This is a genomic window from Streptomyces sp. NPDC107559, from assembly GCF_055657365.1.
Window position 1 is genome coordinate 413708 of the sequence record NZ_JBVKBD010000007.1, and the last position, 19865, is coordinate 433572.

At 72.5% G+C, this 19865-nt stretch carries 18 protein-coding genes; 7 read left to right on the top strand and 11 right to left on the bottom strand.

Annotated features, from left to right (window positions below; translation table 11 throughout):
- The first annotated feature begins 4 nt into the window (after positions 1-4).
- Positions 5-934 (top strand): GNAT family N-acetyltransferase, encoded by a 930-nt coding sequence (locus ACZ7OY_RS23135; RefSeq protein ID WP_471913082.1) that lies wholly within the window; start codon positions 5-7, stop codon positions 932-934.
- On the top strand, positions 915-1415 hold the full coding sequence (locus ACZ7OY_RS23140; protein ID WP_471913083.1) for a ribonuclease FAU-1 family protein: 501 nt from the start codon (positions 915-917) through the stop codon (positions 1413-1415). The genes ACZ7OY_RS23135 and ACZ7OY_RS23140 overlap by 20 nt, the downstream gene beginning before the upstream one ends.
- Positions 1416-1423: 8 nt before the next feature.
- On the opposite strand, the gene ACZ7OY_RS23145 is transcribed toward ACZ7OY_RS23140, so the two are convergent.
- Complete coding sequence (locus tag ACZ7OY_RS23145) at positions 1424-2098, bottom strand: class I SAM-dependent methyltransferase (protein ID WP_471913084.1); 675 nt, start codon at positions 2096-2098, stop codon at positions 1424-1426.
- A 139-nt stretch (positions 2099-2237) separates the two neighbouring features.
- Between ACZ7OY_RS23145 and ACZ7OY_RS23150 the strand changes: the two genes are divergently transcribed.
- A complete protein-coding gene (locus ACZ7OY_RS23150) occupies positions 2238-2372 on the top strand; it encodes a hypothetical protein (protein WP_471913085.1) in 135 nt (44 codons plus the stop codon).
- A gap of 75 nt (positions 2373-2447) precedes the next feature.
- Here the strand turns inward: ACZ7OY_RS23150 and ACZ7OY_RS23155 are convergent, their stop codons facing one another.
- Complete coding sequence (locus ACZ7OY_RS23155) at positions 2448-2909, bottom strand: GNAT family N-acetyltransferase (protein WP_471913086.1); 462 nt, start codon at positions 2907-2909, stop codon at positions 2448-2450.
- A gap of 167 nt (positions 2910-3076) precedes the next feature.
- Between ACZ7OY_RS23155 and ACZ7OY_RS23160 the strand changes: the two genes are divergently transcribed.
- Positions 3077-4159, top strand: a complete 1083-nt coding sequence (locus ACZ7OY_RS23160; protein ID WP_471913087.1) for a lytic polysaccharide monooxygenase auxiliary activity family 9 protein — start codon at positions 3077-3079, stop codon at positions 4157-4159.
- 62 nt (positions 4160-4221) lie between these two features.
- Here ACZ7OY_RS23160 and ACZ7OY_RS23165 read toward each other — a convergent pair whose 3' ends face one another.
- Together ACZ7OY_RS23165 and ACZ7OY_RS23170 are read right to left on the bottom strand one after the other, a co-directional pair.
- Positions 4222-5124 carry an esterase/lipase family protein gene (locus tag ACZ7OY_RS23165; RefSeq protein ID WP_471913088.1) on the bottom strand — a complete coding sequence of 301 codons (903 nt, stop codon included), beginning with the start codon at positions 5122-5124 and terminating at the stop codon, positions 4222-4224.
- A gap of 173 nt (positions 5125-5297) precedes the next feature.
- Positions 5298-5741 (bottom strand): MarR family winged helix-turn-helix transcriptional regulator, encoded by a 444-nt coding sequence (locus ACZ7OY_RS23170; RefSeq protein WP_471913089.1) that lies wholly within the window; start codon positions 5739-5741, stop codon positions 5298-5300.
- A gap of 107 nt (positions 5742-5848) precedes the next feature.
- Here ACZ7OY_RS23170 and ACZ7OY_RS23175 point away from each other — a divergent pair, with 107 nt between their 5' ends.
- Positions 5849-6223: a cupin domain-containing protein gene (locus ACZ7OY_RS23175; RefSeq protein WP_471913090.1), complete on the top strand. Its 375-nt coding sequence runs from the start codon at positions 5849-5851 to the stop codon at positions 6221-6223.
- Between the two features lie 15 nt (positions 6224-6238).
- On the opposite strand, the gene ACZ7OY_RS23180 is transcribed toward ACZ7OY_RS23175, so the two are convergent.
- The 5 genes from ACZ7OY_RS23180 to ACZ7OY_RS23200 form a co-directional block, all read right to left on the bottom strand.
- Positions 6239-9724 carry a DNA polymerase III subunit alpha gene (locus tag ACZ7OY_RS23180; RefSeq protein ID WP_471913091.1) on the bottom strand — a complete coding sequence of 1162 codons (3486 nt, stop codon included), beginning with the start codon at positions 9722-9724 and terminating at the stop codon, positions 6239-6241.
- A gap of 148 nt (positions 9725-9872) precedes the next feature.
- Positions 9873-10826, bottom strand: a complete 954-nt coding sequence (locus ACZ7OY_RS23185; RefSeq protein WP_471913092.1) for a S1 family peptidase — start codon at positions 10824-10826, stop codon at positions 9873-9875.
- 232 nt (positions 10827-11058) lie between these two features.
- On the bottom strand, positions 11059-11964 hold the full coding sequence (locus ACZ7OY_RS23190; RefSeq protein WP_471913142.1) for a slipin family protein: 906 nt from the start codon (positions 11962-11964) through the stop codon (positions 11059-11061).
- A 162-nt stretch (positions 11965-12126) separates the two neighbouring features.
- On the bottom strand, positions 12127-13023 hold the full coding sequence (locus ACZ7OY_RS23195; protein WP_471913093.1) for a S1 family peptidase: 897 nt from the start codon (positions 13021-13023) through the stop codon (positions 12127-12129).
- Between the two features lie 277 nt (positions 13024-13300).
- A complete protein-coding gene (locus tag ACZ7OY_RS23200; protein ID WP_471913094.1) occupies positions 13301-14503 on the bottom strand; it encodes a DUF5685 family protein in 1203 nt (400 codons plus the stop codon).
- 301 nt (positions 14504-14804) lie between these two features.
- Between ACZ7OY_RS23200 and ACZ7OY_RS23205 the strand changes: the two genes are divergently transcribed.
- Positions 14805-15242 carry a cell division protein SepF gene (locus ACZ7OY_RS23205; protein ID WP_351608661.1) on the top strand — a complete coding sequence of 146 codons (438 nt, stop codon included), beginning with the start codon at positions 14805-14807 and terminating at the stop codon, positions 15240-15242.
- A gap of 60 nt (positions 15243-15302) precedes the next feature.
- On the opposite strand, the gene ACZ7OY_RS23210 is transcribed toward ACZ7OY_RS23205, so the two are convergent.
- On the bottom strand, positions 15303-16493 hold the full coding sequence (locus ACZ7OY_RS23210; protein WP_471913095.1) for an acyl-CoA dehydrogenase family protein: 1191 nt from the start codon (positions 16491-16493) through the stop codon (positions 15303-15305).
- A gap of 188 nt (positions 16494-16681) precedes the next feature.
- Positions 16682-18370 (bottom strand): MFS transporter, encoded by a 1689-nt coding sequence (locus ACZ7OY_RS23215; protein ID WP_471913096.1) that lies wholly within the window; start codon positions 18368-18370, stop codon positions 16682-16684.
- Between the two features lie 263 nt (positions 18371-18633).
- Between ACZ7OY_RS23215 and ACZ7OY_RS23220 the strand changes: the two genes are divergently transcribed.
- Positions 18634-19821: a mannosyltransferase family protein gene (locus tag ACZ7OY_RS23220; RefSeq protein WP_471913097.1), complete on the top strand. Its 1188-nt coding sequence runs from the start codon at positions 18634-18636 to the stop codon at positions 19819-19821.
- Positions 19822-19865: the final 44 nt, after the last annotated feature.

The following is a 19865-nucleotide window of genomic DNA, read 5'->3' on the forward strand; positions in this document are numbered from 1 at the left end:
CTCCATGACGATGATCGTGCGTGCTGTCCGAGCCGGGGTCCGGGCCGACGTCGAGGGCTTCGCCCGGGTCCGGCGGCTGGCGCTGCCCTTCATGGTGTCCACCCCGGAGTCACTGGTCCACGACCTCACCCGCACCCACCCCGCCGCGCGTTACCGGCCGTTGGTCGTCGAGGAGGACGGCGAGATCGTCGGCACGGCCCAGGTGGGTCTGGCGCACGAGAGCCCGGAGCCTGGGCAGGGTTACCTCAACGTGTACGTGCACCCCGGGCGGCTGCGGAGCGGTGCCGGTTCGCTGCTGACGCGGGCCGCCGAGAAGCACCTCACGGCCGAGGGCGCGACCAGGCTGTTCAGCTGGGTCCTGGACGGACCGGACAATCGCGCCTTCGCCGAACGGCGCGGCTACCGGGCGAGCCGTTCCGCGCACTTCCTGCGTCTCGACCTCGCCCACGGCACGCTGCCCGAGCTGCCGGACCTGCCGCCGGGCGTCGAGCTGCGCACGGCCGCCGACTTCGCGACCGATCCGCGCCCGCTGTTCGAGCTGGACGCGCAGGGGGCGTCGGACGAGCCGAGCGACATCGCCGTCGAGTTCACCGACTACGCGGCCTGGCTGGACGAGACCTGGAACCACCCGCTGCTCAGCCGTGAACTGACCTCGGTCGTGCTGGTCGACGGCCGCCCGGCCGCCCTCAGTGCGGCCCACACCGACGGCGCGACCCGGTACTCCAGCGCCATGACCAGCACGGCCCGCGCCTTCCGCGGCCGGGGCCTGGCCAAACTCGCCAAGACCGCCGCCCTGCACCGCGCCCGCGCGGCCGGCTGCACGGAGGCGTTCACGGGCAACGACGCCGGAAACGGCCCGATGCTCGCGATCAACACCTGGTTCGGCTACGAGATCTGTGCAACGGAGGTGCGGTATGTCCGCGAACTCGGCTGATACGGCCCGCATGGTGGAGGTCGTCCTGGTCAAGGGCGGCCGGACGAAGATCCGTTACCCGGCGGAGCTGCTCCAGGACGACGGGACCCGGGTCGTCGTCCGCGCGCCGTTCGCGAGCGGAGCCGTCCGCGACTTCGGCTTCGTGCGCTTCGAGCCGGGGGACGTCTTCACGGAGTACTACTGGCGGGACCGCTGGTACTCGGTGAAGGAGCTGCGTGATCCGGTGGGCACACTCAAGGGCTGGTACTGCGACATCGCCCGGCCCGCGGCCTTCGCCGGCGCCGAACTCGTCGTGGAGGACCTCGACCTGGACCTGTGGCGCTCCGCCGACGGCCGCGACGTACGGCGTCTGGACGAGGACGAGTTCGAGGAGAGCGGCCTCACGGAGCGGGACCCGGCGGCCGCGGCCGCCGCCGTGGCCGCTCTCGACCTGCTGGAGCGGCTGGCCCGCGAGGGCGGCTTCGACGAACTGCTCGTCTAGGGTCTGCCTCACCGGAGCGTCGCCACCACCGCGTACCGCTCGTCCGTCACCTGCTTGCCCCAGAGCAGCGCGTCGTCCGACAGGCGCTCCAGGCGTACCTCGTCGGCCCACGGCGTCACCAGGGACACGAGCCGCTCGGCGGGTATGCCGACCGGGTCGAGGGTGCCCCAGACGCCCTCGACCAGCACGAGCCGGCCTCCCCCGGCGCCGTCGGGGCTGCCCGCGGGACGCAGCAGGTCCCGCCAGTGCCGCAGGGCACGGTCCGGGTCGGGCAGGGCCCACAGCAGATGCCGGACGAGGACGGCGTCGAAGCGCCGCTCGCCCACCGGCGGGGCCGCCGCGTCGCCGACGAGGAACGCGGCGTCACGCCCGGTGAGCTTGTGGCGGGCGAGGTCCACCATGGCCGGGGACCGGTCGACGCCGGTGACCCGGTGTCCCTGCTCGGCCGCGAGGAGCGACAGGCTGCCGGTGCCGCAGCCGAGGTCCAGCACGTCCCCGGCCCGTGCGGGCAGCCAGTCGCGCAGCCGCCGCGCCCAGGCGTCCCGCACCATGGGGTCGCGCAGTCCGTGGTCGGGCTCGTCGTCGAAGGTGGCGGCCTGCGCGTCCCAGTCCACATCCGCCGAGGTCACGGCGGTGCGGGCGGTGCTCGGGCCCGTGGTGTCGTCGGTGATCCCATCCGTCATGCGGCAAGCGTGACACCCACCACTGACAATCGAATGGTGACCCCGGCCACTGACAGGCGGCCGCCGATGAGGAACTCTCCCCGAAAGCGTCTGCCCCCGTGAGAACACGGGCCACGGCAGGCACTCGAAGGAGGCAGCCATGCGCCGCATCACCGTGCAGAAGCCCCTGAGAAAGACGGACGGCCGACGAGTCCGCGAGGACGCCGAGGCGCGCCCCGACCGGCGGCCCGAGGTCCGCAAGGACATCGCCCGGACCTGGTGGCCGGACGGCTGACCGGACCGGCCCCGCGGGCCGTCAGCGCCGTCAGCGCCGTCAGCACGGTCCGTGCGGTCAGCACGGTCCGTGCGGTCAGCGCAGTCGCTTGCGGTAGTGGACACGGTCGTAGGGCCCGTCGACACGGCGTTCCACGACCTCGTACCCGTACTTCGGGTAGATCTGCCGGTTCTCCCACATCAGCGCGTTCGTGTAGAGCCTGACCTCGGGCAGGCCCAGCTCACGCGCGCGTGCGTCCACGAACTCCAGCAGCCGCCGCCCCACCCCGCCGCCCTGTGCGTCGGGGTGGACGGCGATGCTGTCGAGGAACAGATGGTCCTCGCTCGTCTCCAGCACGACTAGGCCGGCCACCCCCGCCGTCCCGGGTCCGCCCGTGACGAACACCCGGCCCGCGGCCACGTTCGCCGCGTGGTCCGCCTCCATCGGCTGCGGCACCACACCGATCCGCTCGATGTAGCGGTGGTAGGCCGCGTCGGTCACGGCCCGCACGGCCGGTACGTCGGCGGCCACGGCCTGCCTGATCCCCTCGTGCGTCATGCCGTGCACGGTACCTACCTGATCCCAGCCTGAGCACTCCCTTAAGACGATCCTAAGGATCACCGTCGACCGCCTCCGACCGGCGATTCCACGGTTTCCTGGGGCTAGCTTGCTGATCACCCCACGGGATCCAGCCCGCCCGAAGGACCGTTTCGAGGAGTTCCCCCATGCCTGCTCGCCGCAAGCTCGCCGTCGCCGCCGCGCTGGGCACGGCCCCGCTCGCCCTGACCGCCCTCGCCGCCGTCCCCGCGGCCGCGCACGGCTCGATGGGCGACCCGGTCAGCCGGGTCGCGCAGTGCTACGCGGAGGGCCCCGAGAGCCCGAGGTCGGACGCCTGCAGGGCGGCGGTCGCGGCCGGCGGCACCCAGGCGCTCTACGACTGGAACGGCATCCGGATCGGTGCCGCGAACGGGCAGCACCAGGCGCTCATCCCGGACGGCAGGCTGTGCAGCGCGAACAACGAGGAGTTCAAGGGCCTCGACCTGGCCCGCGCCGACTGGCCGGCGACCGCCGTGCACAGTGGCTCGTACACCTTCAAGTACCGCGTGACCGCCCCGCACAAGGGCACCTTCGAGGTGTACCTCACCAAGGCCGGCTACGACCCCACCGAGCCGCTGGCCTGGTCCGACCTGGACCTGGAGCATCCGGTGGCGACGGCCACGGACCCGGTCGCCACGGGCGGCTTCTACACGTTCTCCGGCACCCTGCCCGAGCGTGCGGGCAAGCAGTTGCTGTACGCGGTCTGGCAGCGCTCGGACAGCCCGGAGGCGTTCTACTCCTGCTCGGACGTCGTCTTCGGCGGCGCGTCCGGAAACGGCGGCTCGGCCGGGAAGAACGGCGGCTCGACGGGCGGCGGCTCGACGGGCGGCGGTTCCGCCGCGGCCCCGGCCGCCTCCGCGCCCTCCGAGCGGCAGATCGAGGCCGGTGCCGACAAGTCGACGGTCGAGCACCACGGCCACGGGGACGACGACGCCCGTACGTCCGCGGAGCCGGCCACCGGGGCGACCACGCAGGCCGCCGCTGCGGCGGCCGCGCAGACGGCCGTCGAGGCGGCGGCACCGGCCGCGTCGACGACGGCCGCCGACGACCCGAAGGCCGCCGTCGTCGGCGAGAACCTGGCCGAGACCGGCGGTGACCCCCGTACCCCGTACCTCGCGGTCGGCGGTGCGGCGGCGCTGGCGCTGGGCGCGGCCGCGCTGTTCGCCTCGGTGCGACGGCGTGCGGTGGGCGGTGGCCGGCCCGGCCGCTGAACAGGGCTCCGGGGCCTGACCGGCGGCTCAGGCCGGACAGGCCCCGGCAGAACGACCGGGCGTCAGCTGAGGATCGACGCGCAGGTGGTGGGGCTGGCGTGGGCCGGGTCGAGGGCGTTCGCCACCTCGTGGAAGGCGATCCGGTCGGTCACGCCGAGCAGCGCGTGTTCCGAGAGGTCGAGCGAACACAGGTCCTGGATCAGCACGTTCTTCACGTCGGACCCGCTCAGGAACTGGCTCTGGTACGGGGTGACGACCTCGTCGTACTTGCTGGCGATGACCGTGTAGTGGACGCCGGGCACGGTGTCGCCGCCCTGGTTGAGCCGGGTCATGAAGTCGGACCCGACGACCTGCTGGGCGAGCGCGGGGGTGGCCAGGTTGAGCACGTCCTCGGCACCGGGGAAGTACGGCAGCAGCTTGGTGAGTCCGCCGAGGGTGGTGCCGTGGCTGTTGGGCGCGATGCCGACGAGGGCGTTCACCTTGGCGGCGCCGCCGAGGAACTTCAGGTAGTAGCGGGGCATCATGCCGCCCTGCGAGTGGCCGACGAGGTCGGCCTTGGCGGTGCCGGTCGCGGAGAGCACCTTGTCGACGAAGGCGGACAGCTGCTCGGCCGACTTGTCGATGGGGCCGAGCCCGTAGATGAGGGGGACGCCGGCCAGCTGGCCGTAGTCGAAGGAGAAGACGCAGTAGTTGCGGCTCTCCAGGTAGGGGGCGAGGGAGAGCCAGTTGTCGACGGAGTTGGCGAAGGTGCCGTGGACCAGGATCACCGGACGGGGGTGGGCGGCGGACGGCTTGCAGGAGTAGTCGTTCCAGCCGTGGCTGGGTGCCGAACTCGCGGCGGCGGACACACGGGAGGTGGCCGCCTGAGGGGCGGACGCATGGGCGGCGGTGGCGGGGACGGCGGCGACCGCGGTGGTCATCAGCAGCGCGGCAAGCGGTCTGAGCACTCGCTTCCAGGGCAGCATCGGGTGATCTCCTTGCGGCTCATGGGGGGTAGACGGCCTTACGCCTTGTGATCCGGATCACGAGGATGCTGTTCATGCGTCAAGTTACGGGCGAGTAGCCCTCATGTGAAGTTACGCGTCAGTAAAAAGTTCCCAGCAGTCACTGGCAGAGTCCGGGCGCATCGGACGAAGCGTCACCAGGAAGGCCTGAGCGGGCCGTAGGGCGCGATCCGCACCAACTGATCGCACAGCACGCCCACTTCACGTTCGCCCAGCACCCCGGCCCACTCCTGCACGATCTCGGCGATCACCTCCTCCGCCGCCCGGGTGCAGGCCCAGCCGCGTTCGGTCAGCACGACGAGCCGGGCCCGCGCGTCCTCGGGATGCGGCCTCCGTTCGGCGTACCCCTTGCGCACGATCTCGTCGACGAGCTGACTGGCGGCCTGCTTCGTCACCCCGAGGTGGACGGCGAGATCGGTGACCGTCGCAGCACCCCGGGAGAGCCGGGTGAAGGCGAAACCGTATGCAGGCCGCCCCTCGAACCCGCGCGCGACGACACCGTCGTTGACGCGTCGGGTCAGGTCACCCGCGGCGGCGAGCAGGGCGGCGGCCAGGGCGAGGGCTTCGGAATTCTGCACGACCGCATTGAAACACCCTCGGCGAACCGGTCAATCCCCTTGACCGATCGGTCAAGCTCCTTGACTATATAGTCAAGCAGCTTGACCATTTGCCGAGGAGGCACCCCATGCCCATCGTCCGCTCGTCCGACGCCGTCACCCACGAACTGCACGGCGCCCGGTTCGTCTCGCACGCCGGCTCCCACACCGGCAGCAGGCAACTGTGCGCCTGGCGGGGCGAGATCCCGCCGGGGACCAGGGCGCCCGCGCACACCGTCGACCGGGAGGAGATCCTCCATCTGCTCGACGGCGAGCTCGTGGTCACACTGGACGGCCGCACCGACCGCGTCACCGCCGGCGACACCCTGATCATCAACCCCGGCGCGACGCTCACCGTCGAGAACCACTCCGACCGGACCGCGGTCTCCTGGGTCACCAGCTCCATCGGACTGGAGGCGGAGCTGGCCGACGGCACCCGGATCGCCCCGCCCTGGGCCCGCTGAGAGCCCGCGCCCAGGTCATCCCGCACTCCCCGGACTCTGGTGCCACAACTTCCTTCCGCCCGCCGGGCCCTCGCCCGCGGGACGCAGGTCGGCCCAGGGGTTCAGCTCGTACCCCGTGGGCATACGGATCGTCCGGCCCGTGCCCGGTTCCGCCGCCGTCCGCGGCTCCGCCGCCCGCCGCTCGTGCGGGGTGGCGGGCTCGGCCAGCCGGGCCGCCACCCGGTCGAGGCCGCCGTCGGCGCGCAGTTCCGCCAGTTCGGCGAGGTTCCAGGCGGCGGCGCCCACCACGCTGAGACTGCGCGGGCCGCGCCGCTGCACCACCCCGCGCACCAGCAGCAGCCAGGAGTGGAAGACCGTATGGGCGCAGGCGTCGTGGGAGTCGTCGAAGAAGGCGAGGTCGACCAGACCCGTGCCGTCGTCCAGGGTGGAGAAGATGACCCGCTTGCCGGACCGGATCGGCGGAGTCTGGGTCGCCGCCTTGGCACCGGCGACCAGGACCGTCTCCCCGTGCCGCGCCTCGCGCAGCCGGCGCGCCGACATCACGCCCAGCTCGGCGAGGAACGCGCGGTGGTCGTCCATCAGATTGCGTGAGACGTCCATGGACAGCACGCCCAGCTCGGCACTGAGCCGCTCGGCGTCGGAGAGGTCCGGCAGCCCGGCCGGAGCCGTCCTGCGCCCTCCGGCCGGGTCCACCTCGCCCATGTCCATGAGCGGGGCAGGGAGTCGGCCACCGCCCGCACCCCGTCCGCCGCGGTGCAGCTCGGTCAGATGCAGTTGCAGATCACGGCGATTGGCGCCGAACGCGTCCAACGCACCCACCTGGGCCAGCCGTTGAGCGGTCGGCCGACTGGGCCGGGCCCGCCCCCAGAAGTCCGGCAGCGAGGCGTACGGCTGCCCGTCCGCGATCCGGGCCGCCTCGGTCTCGCCCATGCCGTGCACGTCCGAGAGGGCCAGCCGGAGCCCCCATCCCCCGCTATCGGACACCAGTTCGATTCGATGAGTGACCGCCGACCTGTTCACGTCCAGCGGCAGGATCGGCACCCCGCGCCGGCGCGCGTCCGCCAGCAGCAGCCGCTTCGGATACATCCCGGGGTCGTGCGCGAGCAGCCCGGCGTAGAAGGCGGCCGGGTGGTGCGCCTTCAGCCACGCCGACTGGTACGTCGGTACGGCGAACGCGACGGCGTGCGCCTTGCAGAAGCCGTAGCTGCCGAAGGCCTCGACGATCTCCCAGGTCCGCCGAATCGTTTCCGCGTCGTATCCGTTCGCCGCCGCGTGCTGCGCGAACCAGAACCGGATCCGCCCCTGCGACTCCGGGTCGGACAGCCCGCGCCGCACCCGGTCCGCCTCACCGCGCCCGCACCCGGTCAGGATGTCCACGATGTCGATGATCTGCTCATGGAAGACGACGACCCCGTACGTCTCCTTCAGCGGCCCCTCCAGGTCCGGGTGCGGATACCGCGCCGGCGCCCGCCCGTGCCGCGCCTCGATGAACGGCCGCACCATGTCGGCGGCGACCGGGCCGGGACGGAAGAGCGAGATGTCGACGACCAGGTCGTGGAAAGTGGCCGGCTGGAGCCGCCCGACCAGGTCCCGCTGGCCCGGCGACTCGATCTGGAAGCAGCCCAGCGTCTCGGCGGAGCGGATGAGCCGGTACGTCGCCGGGTCGCCCGGCGGCACGGAGTCCAGGTCGAGCCGCTCCCCCGTGGCCCGCTCCACCTCCGCCACCGCGTGCGCCATCGCCGACTGCATCCGCACCCCGAGCACATCGAGCTTGAGCAGTCCGAGGTCCTCGACGTCGTCCTTGTCGAACTGGGACATGGGCAGCCCCTCGCCGCTGGTCGGCACGACCGGCGTACGGGCGAGCAGGGAGGCGTCGGACAGGAGCACGCCGCAGGGATGCATGGCGACCCCGCGCGGGAGGGCGTCGAGGGCCTCGACCAGCTCCCACAGCTTTCCGTACCTCTCCCCCTCCCCCGCCAGCTGTCTGAGCTCGGGCAGCTCGGCCAGCGCCGCACGGGCGTCGCGGGCCCGGATGTGCGGGAAGGACTTGGCGATGCGGTCGATCTCGGCGGGGTCCATGGCCAGGGCGGCCCCGACGTCCCGGACGGCGTGCCGCACCCGGTACGTCTCCGGCATGGCGACGGTCGCGACCCGCTCGGCGCCGAAGCGGCCGATGATCGCGCGGTAGACCTCCAGGCGGCGCGCGGACTCCACGTCGATGTCGATGTCGGGCAGCACCGACCTGCGGGTGGACAGGAAGCGTTCCATCAGCAGCCCGTGCTCGACCGGATCGGCGTGCGCGATGCCGAGGAGGTGGTTGACCAGGGAGCCCGCGCCGGAGCCGCGCGCGGCGACCCGGATGCCCATGTCCCGTACGTCGCCCACGACCTGAGCGACGGTCAGGAAGTAGGAGGCGAAGCCGTGGTGGGCGATGATGTCCAGCTCCTGGTGCATCCGCTCCCAGTAGGCCCGCCGGGTGTCGTAGCCGCGCAGCACCATCCCGGCCGCCGCCCGGGAGGCGAGCGCCCGCTGGGCGGTGCGCCGGCCGGCGCCGACGAGGTGCGCCTCGGGGAAGTGGACGGTGCCGATACCGAGGTCGTCCTCGGGGTCGACCAGGCATGCGGCGGCGGTGGCCCGGGTCTGCTCCAGCAGCCGGTGGGCGGTGTCGCGCCGGTAGCCCGCGGCCTCGACGATCCGCTCGGCCACCGCGAGCATGGCGTCGGCGTCCTTGAGCCAGGCCTCGCCCGAGTCCAGTTCCCTGGCGGGGTCGATCGGGACCAGTCTGCGGGCCGCGTCCAGGACGTCGGCGACCGGGCCCTGACCGGGGTCGGCGTACCGGACGGCGTTGCTGAGCACCGGGCGCACCCGCTGCTCGGCGGCGAAGCCGACCGTACGGGCGGCCAGCCGCAAAGAGCCCTCGCCGGTGCCCCGGCGACCGTGCCAGACGGCCTCCAGGCGCAGGTCGTCGCCGTAGATCTCGCGCCAGGGGGCGAGCAGCCGGGCCGCGCGGTCCGGGCGCCCCGCGGCGAGCGCGCGGCCGACGTCGGAGGCGGGGCCCAGCAGCACGGTCACACCGGCGGCGTGGCGGTCGGCCCGAGGCAGCAGCGGCGACCCCTCGCCGGCGTGTGCCGCGGTGACCAGCCGGCACAGGCCCGCCCAGCCGGTCGCGCCGTCCCGGGCCAGAAAAGTGACCCGGGGTGTCGACTCGTCGATGAAGGCACCACCGCGCACGGGGGTACGGCGCCGCTCGGGCCGTACGGACTCGTCCTGCCGCTCCGGCCCGGCCTCCTCGACCGCCAGGTTCACGCCGAACAGCGGGCGGATGCCCGCCTTCGCGCAGGCCTTGGCGAAGCGGACCGTACCGGCGAGGGTGTCACGGTCGGTGAGGGCGAGGGCGTCCATGCCCCGCTCGGAGGCGCGCTCGGCCAGTCGTTCCGGGTGCGCCGCGCCATGGCGCAGGGAGAACCCGGAGGCGGTGCGCAGATGCGTGAAATCCGGCATCCGCGCCTCCCGCACTCGTGAGCCCGACCAGCTCTCGAACATTAGTTCCCAACTGCCTCAGCACCACCATACCCTTATTTTCGAACGCGTGTGCGATGTCATCTGGAACCCCTCTCACCTGCGCAAACACCGCGCCCCGAGCGGCCGGTCAGCCGATCCGGGCACCGAAGGCCGACAGCGCCTCGGTGACCGGCTGGAAGAAGGTCACCCCGCCCGCGGTGCAGTCGCCACTGCCACCGGAGGTGAGGCCGATCGCCGCGTCGCCGTCGAAGAGCGGGCCGCCGCTGTCACCGGCCTCGGCACAGACGTCCGCCTGGATCAGACCGCTCACGATGTCGCCGTTGCCGTAGTTCACGGTGGCGTCCAGGCCGGTGACCCGGCCGGAGTGCACCCCGGTCGTCGCACCGCTGCGGGTCACCCGCTCGCCGACCGTGGCGTCGGCCGCCCGGGTGATGGCCCGCGCGGACCCGTCGTGGAGGTCGACCTCGCTCGGGTGGTCCACGTCCGCGGTGTACTTGACCAGGCCGAAGTCGTTGCCCGGGAAACCGGACCGCTCGCTGCGGCCGATCGTGACCCCACGACCGTCGGTCCAGGTGGAGACCGCCTCGGCGCAGTGCCCCGCGGTGATGAAGTACGGCTGTCCGCCCTTGACCACGTTGAAGCCGAGCGAGCAGCGGCCGCCGGTCCCGGCGATCGCGTCGCCACCGGCGATCAGGGGCTTGAACTCCCCCTTGCTGCGTCTGAGTTCCACGACGGGGCCGAGCCTGTCGACGACCTCGCCGAGCTCGGCCCAGTCGGCGTCGGAGACGCGTCGGTCGGCGGTGACGACGACCCGGCCGGCGCGCGGGTCGGTCACCCAGGAGGTGCCGGGCACGGTCACCTCGTCCGCGAGGACGGCACGGGCGCTCTCCAGCTCGGCGAGGTTCCCGACCAGCGTCGAGGCGAGGCTTCCGGCCGCCGCGGCCGGCGGGATCCCGGGCGTGGGCGCCTCGGCCGACTCGCCGGCGTTCGCATTCTGGAAGGTGAGCCCCGCGACGAGCAGCGCGGCGACACCCGCGCCCGCCACGGCCGCACGGCGTCCGGGTGTGCGTCGATACTCCAACTCATGTCCTCCTGCGGGGAGGCCGGCCCGACGGGCGATGGGGACCCGGCAGGCCGGAAGGCCGGTTGACGAGCGTCAACTCTTCCGAGTCGCCCAGGGAGCACACAAGGTCGACTTCAGGGTGCGCGCATGGCGGCTCTCGCACGCCCCCTCGCGCCGACACGCCTCACCACCCCGGCCGATTCGCCCTGCGAACAATGGACGTGGGTGACACATCGTCAATCGACGGGATCTACTCCTGACTTGAATTCGCCGCTTCGGGATCCGTGGTCAAGTCGGCTTCTGCCGGGTGAGGTTGCTCCAGCGCCGGCTGCGGGACCACCGGAGCCGACGGCGGGATCGGCTGCGGCTGCGGGACCGAGTGCGGCTGCGGGGCCGGCTGCTGGGCCCTCTCCAGGAAGCGCAGCAGCTCCACCGGGAAGGGCAGGACGAGCGTGGAGTTCTTCTCGGCGGCCACCGCCACCACCGTCTCCAACAGCCGCAGTTGCAACGCGGCAGGCGTGTCCGCCATCTGCTGCGCGGCCTCGGCGAGCTTCTTCGACGCCTGGAGCTCGGCATCGGCGTTGATGACCCGGGCCCGCCGCTCCCGGTCGGCCTCGGCCTGGCGGGCCATGGAACGCTTCATGGTCTCGGGCAGGGACACGTCCTTGATCTCGACCCGGTCGATGGAGACGCCCCACTCCACGGCCGGGCTGTCGATCATCAGCTCAAGACCCTGGTTGAGCTTCTCCCGGTTGGACAGCAGGTCGTCCAGCTCGCTCTTGCCGATGATGGACCGCAGCGAGGTCTGCGCCATCTGCGCGACCGCGAACCGGTAGTCCTCGACCCGTACGACGGCCTCGGCCGGGCCGATCACCTTGAAGTAGACGACGGCGTCCACGCGCACGGACACGTTGTCCCGGGTGATGCCCTCCTGGCCCGGCACCGGCATCGTGACGATCTGCATGTTGACCTTGCGGAGCTTGTCCACGAACGGCACGATCATCGTGAATCCGGGTCCGCGCACCTCGGGCAGGAGCCTGCCGAGCCGGAACACCACGCCCCGTTCGTACTGCTTGACGACCCGCGCCGCCGTCATCATGTACACCGCTCCGGCGGACACGAGCACCGCTCCCGCCGCCACCAGCTCCTCGACCATCACGACCCCCCGGGGTCCGACGTGGGTGCCGCCCGGGCCGGTACCGCCCGCGGCATTCGCCACGTCCGACGGTAACGCCGACGCCCGGACAAGGGCGAGCCCCCGCACGCCGGTTGCGTGCGGGGGCTCGCCGGGCCCGCTGTCCGCGGACCGGACGGAACGTCAGCCGACGCTCACGCCGTAGTAGTTCAGCGCCTCGACGACCGGCTGGAAGAAGGTCGTGCCGCCGGAGGTGCAGTTGCCGCTGCCGCCCGAGGTCAGACCGTAGGCCACGGAGCCCGAGTAGAGCGGGCCGCCGCTGTCACCGCCCTCGGCGCAGACCGTGGTCTGGATCATCTGGTACACGACGTCACCACTGCCGTAGTTGACCGTGGCGTTCAGCGCGGTGACGCGGCCGCTGTGCGTACCGGTGGTGGAGCCACGACGGTAGACGGTCGTGCCCACGCTCGGCGTGGCCGCGCTGCTGATGGTCTGGCTGCCGACGGCGCTCGGGTGCGAGGCCGAGCCGGTGTAGCGCACCAGCGCGAAGTCGTTGGTCGGGAAGCTGTAGCTCACGTTCGAGCCCAGCACGGTGCTCTGACCGGAGTTGGAGTACCAGGTGGAGGCGACCTCGCCGCAGTGGCCCGCGGTCAGGAAGTAGTAGGTGCTCCCGCTGTGCACGTTGAAGCCGAGCGAACAACGGTAGCCGCCACCGTAGATGGCGTCGCCACCGGTGATCAGCCGCTTGAACTGGCCCGGGGTGTGCTTGATGGTGAGGGCGCCGGCGTTGCCGCCCGCGTCCGCCTTGATCTGTGCGATCTCGGCGGCGGAGACCGTGTCGTCGACGGTGACGACCACACGGTTCGTCTTGGCGTCGACCGCCCAGGCGGTGCCCGCGATGTCGGACCTGAGCACGGACTGGTTGACGCTGCCGAGCTGGTTCGCGCTGAACGTCTGGACGTCGGTCGCGCTCGCGGTGGGGACAGCGAACGCGGCTGCGGCCACGAGTCCGGTCGCCACGGCGATCAGCCGGGTCCGTCTCGCGATGCCGCTTCCAAGGGTGGTGCGCTTGATCCTCACTTTTCGTTCCCTCCCAGGGGAATTCGGGGGCCCGCGTGGGGTCGAGGCCCGTGAGGCGCAGCCAGGGGCGGCCGCCCGGATTTCGAACGTGCCGTGTCCCTGACAAGCGCTGTGGGGGAGTATTCGGCCGCACGGCCGACGCGCGCAAGGGCGCCTTTCGGCCGTGCAGTCTTCAACTTAAGTACGTCCTGGGACAGTTGCCCACACCGTCAGGCCGAGTTCCGCTCCCCCGCCGCGATCACGACGCGCACCTCCCGCACCGGGCCGCCCGGCCGGCTCAGAGCCCGCAGTCGCAGCACTCACAGCACTCACAGACGTCACAACAGCCGCTGCAGTCGCCGCAGTCACCACAGCTGCCGCAACACCCCTCGCGCCGCTTGCCCGACCAGGGCCCCTCGTAGCTGTCGGCGCAGCACACCTTGCAGGTGCAGCAGAGCCCGATGGCGACCGCGCACCCGGCCCAGAAGCCCCGCTTGCCGGGGTTCGGCGGCAGCCCGCCGAAGGGGTCGCCCCCACCGGGACTCGCATAGGGGTTCCCCGGCCCCGGCGCCGCCTTGCCCTGCCCGGGCCCCTGCCCCGGCCCCTGTGGCGCGAAAGCGCCGTCCGGTGCGTGCCCGCAGGCCTCCGTCCCGAACGCCCGGTCCACCGACCGCCGCAACTCGTGCGCGAGGAGCAGATGGGCCAGCCGGCCGTCCGTGAACTCCACCTCGCGCAGGGCGAGCCGGATGCCGTGCAGCGCGTCGTCGGCGAGCCGCCGGGCCTCGCCGAGCGGGGTGCCGGTCGCAGTGAGCGGGTTCCAGGCCCCCGCCGCGGCGTCGGCCTCCCGGTCCTCGACGGCGTCCAGCAGATGTGCGAGCCGCCCGAACAGCCGTCCGGCCTCGGCGAGCGGGACGGCGTTGCCCGGCCGTCCGGCCAGCACCGCGGTGTGCGCGAAGGCCGCCGCGGTGGCGGTCTCGGTGGGTTCGGTGACCGTCAGGATCGGCGTCCCCGGCCCGGCGAGGGTCTCCAGGCCGGTCTGCCGGTCCACCGCCTCGACGAGCACGGCGGTGTCGAACCCGACGGCACTCCCGCCGCGCGCACCCGCCCGCTCCCAGCTCCGGGCCACCCGGCGGGCGGCCAGCGCCACCGGTCTGCGGGCCAGCAGTCCGTCCCCGTCGGCGACATGGTCGTGCACCTTGGCCGAGGCGAGCACCAGCGAGACGGCGGCGGCGAGCCGGGCGCCCTCGCCGTTCGCGACGGACGCGGTGCGCATACCGCGCAGTGGGCAGGGGCCCGCCGTACGCCGGCCGCCGTCCTCGGCCGCCGGGCGCTGAGCCTCCGTCAAAACCGATATGAGCAGCCCGTCATAATTCGTCACGATCCGCGCGAACTGTCCGTGATCGGCGCGAAGGGCGAGGCAGAGCCCGCACAGATGCGCCATCCACTGGGCGCGCAGCCCCTCACCCAGACGGTGGCTGCACGGCCTTACGATTCCGAACACGACGACCCCCCGTGGTCCGTACGGTGTCGAGCAGCCGCATCGTATCGGCTGCCGTATCGGCCCTCCGTTCACCCGTACGCACCGCTCGTCACCCGTCCGCCGCGAAGAATCATATTTCACTCATAGTCAGCAGCCGCATACAGCAGGACCCTTGGGGAACGCGGGCTCTCGACGGATCGACTGTGCACCAGTACCGTCACAAACCCCCCGTGCGGCGTCTATCCACTTGGCGCGACATCCGCATCATGGACGACCATAGAGGTGCGGATAGCAAGAAGGACCGCTGTGAGAGGAGGCGTCCATGGGATCGGTGCGCAAGGCGAGTGCCTGGCTTGGCCTCGTCGACGACAACGATGACGAGCGTTACTACGACGACGACTACTCCGAGGGGACCGACTCCGGGGACGCCTGGGTCACCGACCCGCGGGTCAAGGTGGCCACGGACACGGCCGAGGAGAAGGGCCGCCGGATCGGCACGGTCACCCCGGACAGCTTCCGGGACGCCCGCGCCATCGGCGAGATGTTCCGGGACGGCGTCCCGGTCATCATGAACCTCACCGCCATGGAGGCCGCCGACGCCAAGCGCGTCGTCGACTTCGCGGCCGGACTGATCTTCGGACTGCGCGGCTCGATCGAGCGTGTGTCCACCCGCGTGTTCCTGTTGACCCCCGCCGACACCGAGATCGTCAGCGGGGAACCGGCCGCACGCCGTTCCGACGGCTTCTTCAACCAGAGCTGAGGCAGGGCCGGTCACCGGCCCTGCCCCGGCGGGGGCCCACCGGCCCTGCCCGGCCGGGTCTCACCGGAAGGCGTCGAGCCCGGTGAGCGCCTTGCCCAGCACGAGCTGGTGCATCTCGACGGTGCCTTCGTACGTCAGCACCGACTCGAGGTTGGTCGCGTGCCGCATCACCGGATACTCCAGGGAGATCCCGTTGGCACCGAGGATCGTCCGCGCCGTACGGCAGATCTCGATGGCCTCCCGTACGTTGTTCAGCTTGCCGAAACTGACCTGCTCGGGACGCAGGCGGCCGGCATCCATACGCCGCCCGAGGTGATGGGCGAGCAGAATCCCCTTGTGCAGCTCGACCGCCATGTCGGCGAGCTTGGCCTGGGTGAGCTGGAACCCCCCGATGGGCCGCCCGAACTGCTCCCGCGTCCGCGCGTAGGAGACGGCGGCCTCGAACGAGGCGCGCGCCGCGCCCATCGCGCCCCAGACGATGCCGTAGCGGGCGTGGGAGAGACAGCTGAGGGGGCCGCGCAGCCCGACGGCCTCCGGGAGGACGGCGTCGGCCGGCAGTCGTACGTCGTCGAGCACGAGCTCGCTGGTGACGGAGGCACGCAGGGACCACTTGTGCTTGATCTCCGGGGCGGAGAACCCCGCGCTGCCGGTGGGCACGGCGAAGCCCCGGATCCCGTCCTCGGTCTGCGCCCACACGACCGCGACCCCGGCCACCGACCCGTTGGTGATCCACATCTTGCGGCCGTTGAGCACCCAGTCGGAGCCGTCGCGCTTGGCGTGGGTACGCATGGCTGCCGGGTCGGAGCCGATGTCGGGCTCGGTGAGCCCGAAGCATCCGATGACCTCGCCCGCGGCCATGGCGGGCAGCCAGCGCTGCCGCTGCTCCTCGCTGCCGAACCGGTGGATCGCGTACATGGCCAGCGACCCCTGTACGGAGACGAGGGAGCGGATGCCGGAGTCGGCGGCCTCCAGCTCCAGGCAGGCGAGCCCGTACTGCACGGCGGTGGCACCCGCGCAGCCGTATCCGTCGAGCGACATGCCGAGTGCGCCGATCCCGCCGAGCTCACGCGCGAGCTCCCGGATGCCGGGCAACTCCCCCCGCTCGTACCAGTCGGCGACGTACGGCAGCACACGGTCGGCGGCCCAGCTGCGCACGGTGTTCCGGACGGCCAGGTCCTCGGGGTCGAGCAGGTCGTCGATGCCGAGCGGGTCGGTCGGGTCGAACGGGGGCAGCTTCGGGGACACGGACACGGAACACCCTCCGGCAACTCAAAACTAGCGCCGCTAGTTACGGCTCGACCGCGGCCGACGTTACGACGCCCTGTGCCCCACGTCCAGCCTGACGCGGTGTGCCCCGCCTCCGGCACGGCGGTCCGCCCCGGCGCCCACCGCCCGGCGGCGGACCCGCGCGGTCGCCGCCCTCCCGGGCGACAGGACGCTCACGCCGAGACGCGTGACTGCGCGGCCTCCTCCGCCGGGACCGGGAGCCGGACCTCCGTGGCCTGCTCCGCGGGGACAGCGGGGACGGCGGGGACACGGGGCTGGGCGACCTCCCGCGGCGCCGGTACCGCGAGCGCCTGCGCGTCCTCCTCGCACTGCATGACCCTGGGCAGCCGCAGCGCCATCACGGCGCCCAGCAGCAGCAGGCCCGCGCTCACCAGCAGCGTCACATGCAGCCCGTGCACGAAACTGTCCCGGGCGGCCCGGCGCAGGGCGGCACCCGCCGGACCCCCGAGCCGTCCGGCCACGTCGTAGGCCTCGCCCAGGGAGTGCCCCGCCGCGGCCGACGCAGCCGCCGGGACACCCGGCACGGACGTGAGGCCGGGCGCGTACGCCGCGTTCATCACCGTGCCCAGCAGGGCGATCCCGATCCCGGCACCGAGCTGGTACGACGTCTCGCCGATCGCCGAGGCCCCGCCGGACTGCGCGGACGGCGCCTCGCTCAGCATGGACTCGTACGCCCCGAACAGCGTGGTCTCCAGCCCGAAGCCGAGCAGCACGAACCCGGCCAGCAGCAGCCCCGGGTTGTCCGAACCGCCCATCGCGGTCAGGGTCACCACCGCGGCCGCGGTGAGGCAGAACCCGGCGCACACCATCCGCCGCGGCCCGAAGCGCCGCAGCAGCCGCGCCCCGGCCAGTCCGGCGGCCATCGCCGCGACGGTCAGCGGCAGCAGCCGCAGCCCCGTGCGCAGCGGCGAGAGTCCCAGCACCAGCTGGAGGTACTGCGCGGCGATCAGCTCCAGGCCGACCAGCGCCAGCATCGCCAGCACGATGCACCCCACCGAGATGCTGAACGCCGGCCGGGCGAACATCCGCAGGTCCACCAGGGGATGCGGGCGGCGCCGCTGACGCCGTACGAACAAGGTGATCAGCACCGCGCCCAGCACGAGCGGCAGCACGGTGAACACGTCCGCCGCCGGTTCGCCGGCGCCGAGCCGCTTGACGCCCAGCACCACGCCGAACAGTCCGGCCGCGGCCATCAGCGCGCCGACGACGTCCCAGGGCCCCTCGCCGTTCCCGGTGGACTCGGGCAGCAGCAGCCGGCCGACCGGCAGGCTCACCAGCATCAGCGGGATGTTGACCAGGAAGACCGAGCCCCACCAGAAGTGCTCCAGCAGGAATCCGCCGAGCAGCGGCCCGACCGCCGCACCGACCGCGGCGACCGCGCTCCAGATGCCGATCGCCATCGCGCGCTCGCGCCGGTCGGGGAAGACCTGCCGCAGGATCGAGAGGGTCGCGGGCATGATCATCGCGCCGCCGACGCCCAGCAGAGCCCGCGCGACGATCAGTGTCTGCGCGTCCTGGGCCAGTGCGGCCAGGCCGGAGGCGACACCGAACAGCGCGTACCCGAGCAGAAGGATCCTCCGGCGGCCCACCCTGTCGCCCAGGGTGCCGAAGAGGATCAGCAGCGAGGCGCAGACGAGCGGGTAGGTGTCGACGATCCACAGCAGCTGCATCGCGTCCGGCCGGAGGTCCTCGGTGACGGCCGGCACCGCGACGTGCAGCACGGTCGCGTCGACGGCGACGAGGAGCAGGCTGACGCACAGGACGACGAGCACGACCCAGCGGTTGGCACCGGCCCCGGCCGCCCGGCGGCGCAGCGCGGCGGCCGTGGTCGTCCCGGCCATGTAGTACCTCCCAGAAGATCCCTCGGTGTGCGGCGGGCTCACAGGGTCGGGGACTTCCCCATGACTCGGCCGGAGAGGAGCGGTGGTCTCCGGCCCGCGCAGTTGGCACGCGAGTGGCTCGTCAGCGTACGCGAGTTCGTTCCCGCGCCCAGTGGCGGACCTCTCACACCCGTCGGGGAACCCGTGTGGCGTAGGCCACTGCCCCCGTCGCCCGCGCGCCCGGTCGGGCCGTGCGGTCGCGGACGCGGTCGATAATCGGACCCGTGACCCATCCAGCGACGCGTACGGCGTCCCCGCCCGCCGCCGCCCTGCGCCGGGCGGCTCCGGCTCTCCTGGGGTACGCGGCCGTGCGCGCCCTGGGCCTGCTCGCGCTGGCCCTGTTCGCCCAGGCGCGGGGCAAGAGCGCGTACACCCTGCTGACCGGGCGCTGGGACTCGCTCTGGTACACGAGGGTCGCGGAGCTGGGATACGGCTACGAGGTGCGCCTGCCGAACGGCGACGTCCACTCCAATCTGGCCTTCTTCCCGTTGCTGCCCTGGCTGGAGCGGCTGCTGCACGCGCTCACCCCGCTGTCGTACGCCGGTGCCGGACTGGCCGTCTCCCTGCTCGCCTCGCTCGCCGCGGCCTGGGGGATCTTCGCGGTGGCGGACCTGGTGTACGGGCGCCGGGCCGGTGTGTGCGCCGTGCTGCTGTGGGCCGTGCTGCCGGTGGGCATCGTGCAGTCGATGGCGTACAGCGAGTCGCTGTTCACCGCGCTCGCCGCCTGGTCCCTGTACGCGGTGCTGAGCGGCCGCTGGCTGACCGCCGGGCTGCTGGCCGCGCTGGCCGGGCTGACCCGGCCGGTCGGGCTCGCCGTGGTCGCCGCGGTGTGGACGGCGGCCATCGCCTCGTTCGGGCGAACAGGGAGCGAAACGCACCCAGGGGGCGCACATACAGAGGAGCGCGCCCCGTCCCGCACGCGTCGCGCCCTCGCCATGCTCATCGCACCCCTCGGTGCCGCCGGGTACGTGCTCTGGGTCGGCCGGCACACCGGCCGGGGCCCGCTCGGCTACCTCGACGTGCAGGCCGGCTGGCGCAACGGCTTCGACGGCGGCTACGCCTTCGCCCGCTTCGTCGCCGACAAGTTCACGTCATTTCCGTCGGCCCTGGCCGGCGCCGGGCTGGCCATCGGGGTCGGCCTGGTGATCTGGCTCTACGTCGTCGGGGTACGGCAGCGCCAGCCGCTGCCGCTGCTGGTGTACACGGGTGTCGTCACCGCGCTCGCGCTGTGCGCGTCGAGCTACTTCGGCTCGAAGCCGCGCCTGCTGCTGCCCGCGTTCCCGCTGCTGCTGCCGCTCGCCCTGGCCCTGGCCCGGCTGCGCACGTCCAGGTCCGCGCTGGTGACAGGCGGTGTCGCGGTGCTGTCGGCCGTGTACGGAGCGTTCTGGCTGAACGGCTCCGGTCCGCCGTGACCGGCCCCGGCCGACCGGTGAGCGTCCGGAGAATTCCACCCCAG

What these genes read in the sequence shown, in the direction of transcription:
- ACZ7OY_RS23135 (WP_471913082.1), top strand. Translation starts at nt 5, where the DNA reads ATGACGATGATCGTGCGTGCTGTCCGAGCCGGGGTCCGGGCCGACGTC.
- ACZ7OY_RS23140 (WP_471913083.1), top strand. Translation starts at nt 915, where the DNA reads ATGTCCGCGAACTCGGCTGATACGGCCCGCATGGTGGAGGTCGTCCTG.
- ACZ7OY_RS23145 (WP_471913084.1), bottom strand. Translation starts at nt 2,098, where the DNA reads ATGACGGATGGGATCACCGACGACACCACGGGCCCGAGCACCGCCCGC.
- ACZ7OY_RS23150 (WP_471913085.1), top strand. Translation starts at nt 2,238, where the DNA reads ATGCGCCGCATCACCGTGCAGAAGCCCCTGAGAAAGACGGACGGCCGA.
- ACZ7OY_RS23155 (WP_471913086.1), bottom strand. Translation starts at nt 2,909, where the DNA reads ATGACGCACGAGGGGATCAGGCAGGCCGTGGCCGCCGACGTACCGGCC.
- ACZ7OY_RS23160 (WP_471913087.1), top strand. Translation starts at nt 3,077, where the DNA reads ATGCCTGCTCGCCGCAAGCTCGCCGTCGCCGCCGCGCTGGGCACGGCC.
- ACZ7OY_RS23165 (WP_471913088.1), bottom strand. Translation starts at nt 5,124, where the DNA reads ATGCTGCCCTGGAAGCGAGTGCTCAGACCGCTTGCCGCGCTGCTGATG.
- ACZ7OY_RS23175 (WP_471913090.1), top strand. Translation starts at nt 5,849, where the DNA reads ATGCCCATCGTCCGCTCGTCCGACGCCGTCACCCACGAACTGCACGGC.
- ACZ7OY_RS23180 (WP_471913091.1), bottom strand. Translation starts at nt 9,724, where the DNA reads ATGCCGGATTTCACGCATCTGCGCACCGCCTCCGGGTTCTCCCTGCGC.
- ACZ7OY_RS23190 (WP_471913142.1), bottom strand. Translation starts at nt 11,964, where the DNA reads ATGGTCGAGGAGCTGGTGGCGGCGGGAGCGGTGCTCGTGTCCGCCGGA.
- ACZ7OY_RS23205 (WP_351608661.1), top strand. Translation starts at nt 14,805, where the DNA reads ATGGGATCGGTGCGCAAGGCGAGTGCCTGGCTTGGCCTCGTCGACGAC.
- ACZ7OY_RS23215 (WP_471913096.1), bottom strand. Translation starts at nt 18,370, where the DNA reads ATGGCCGGGACGACCACGGCCGCCGCGCTGCGCCGCCGGGCGGCCGGG.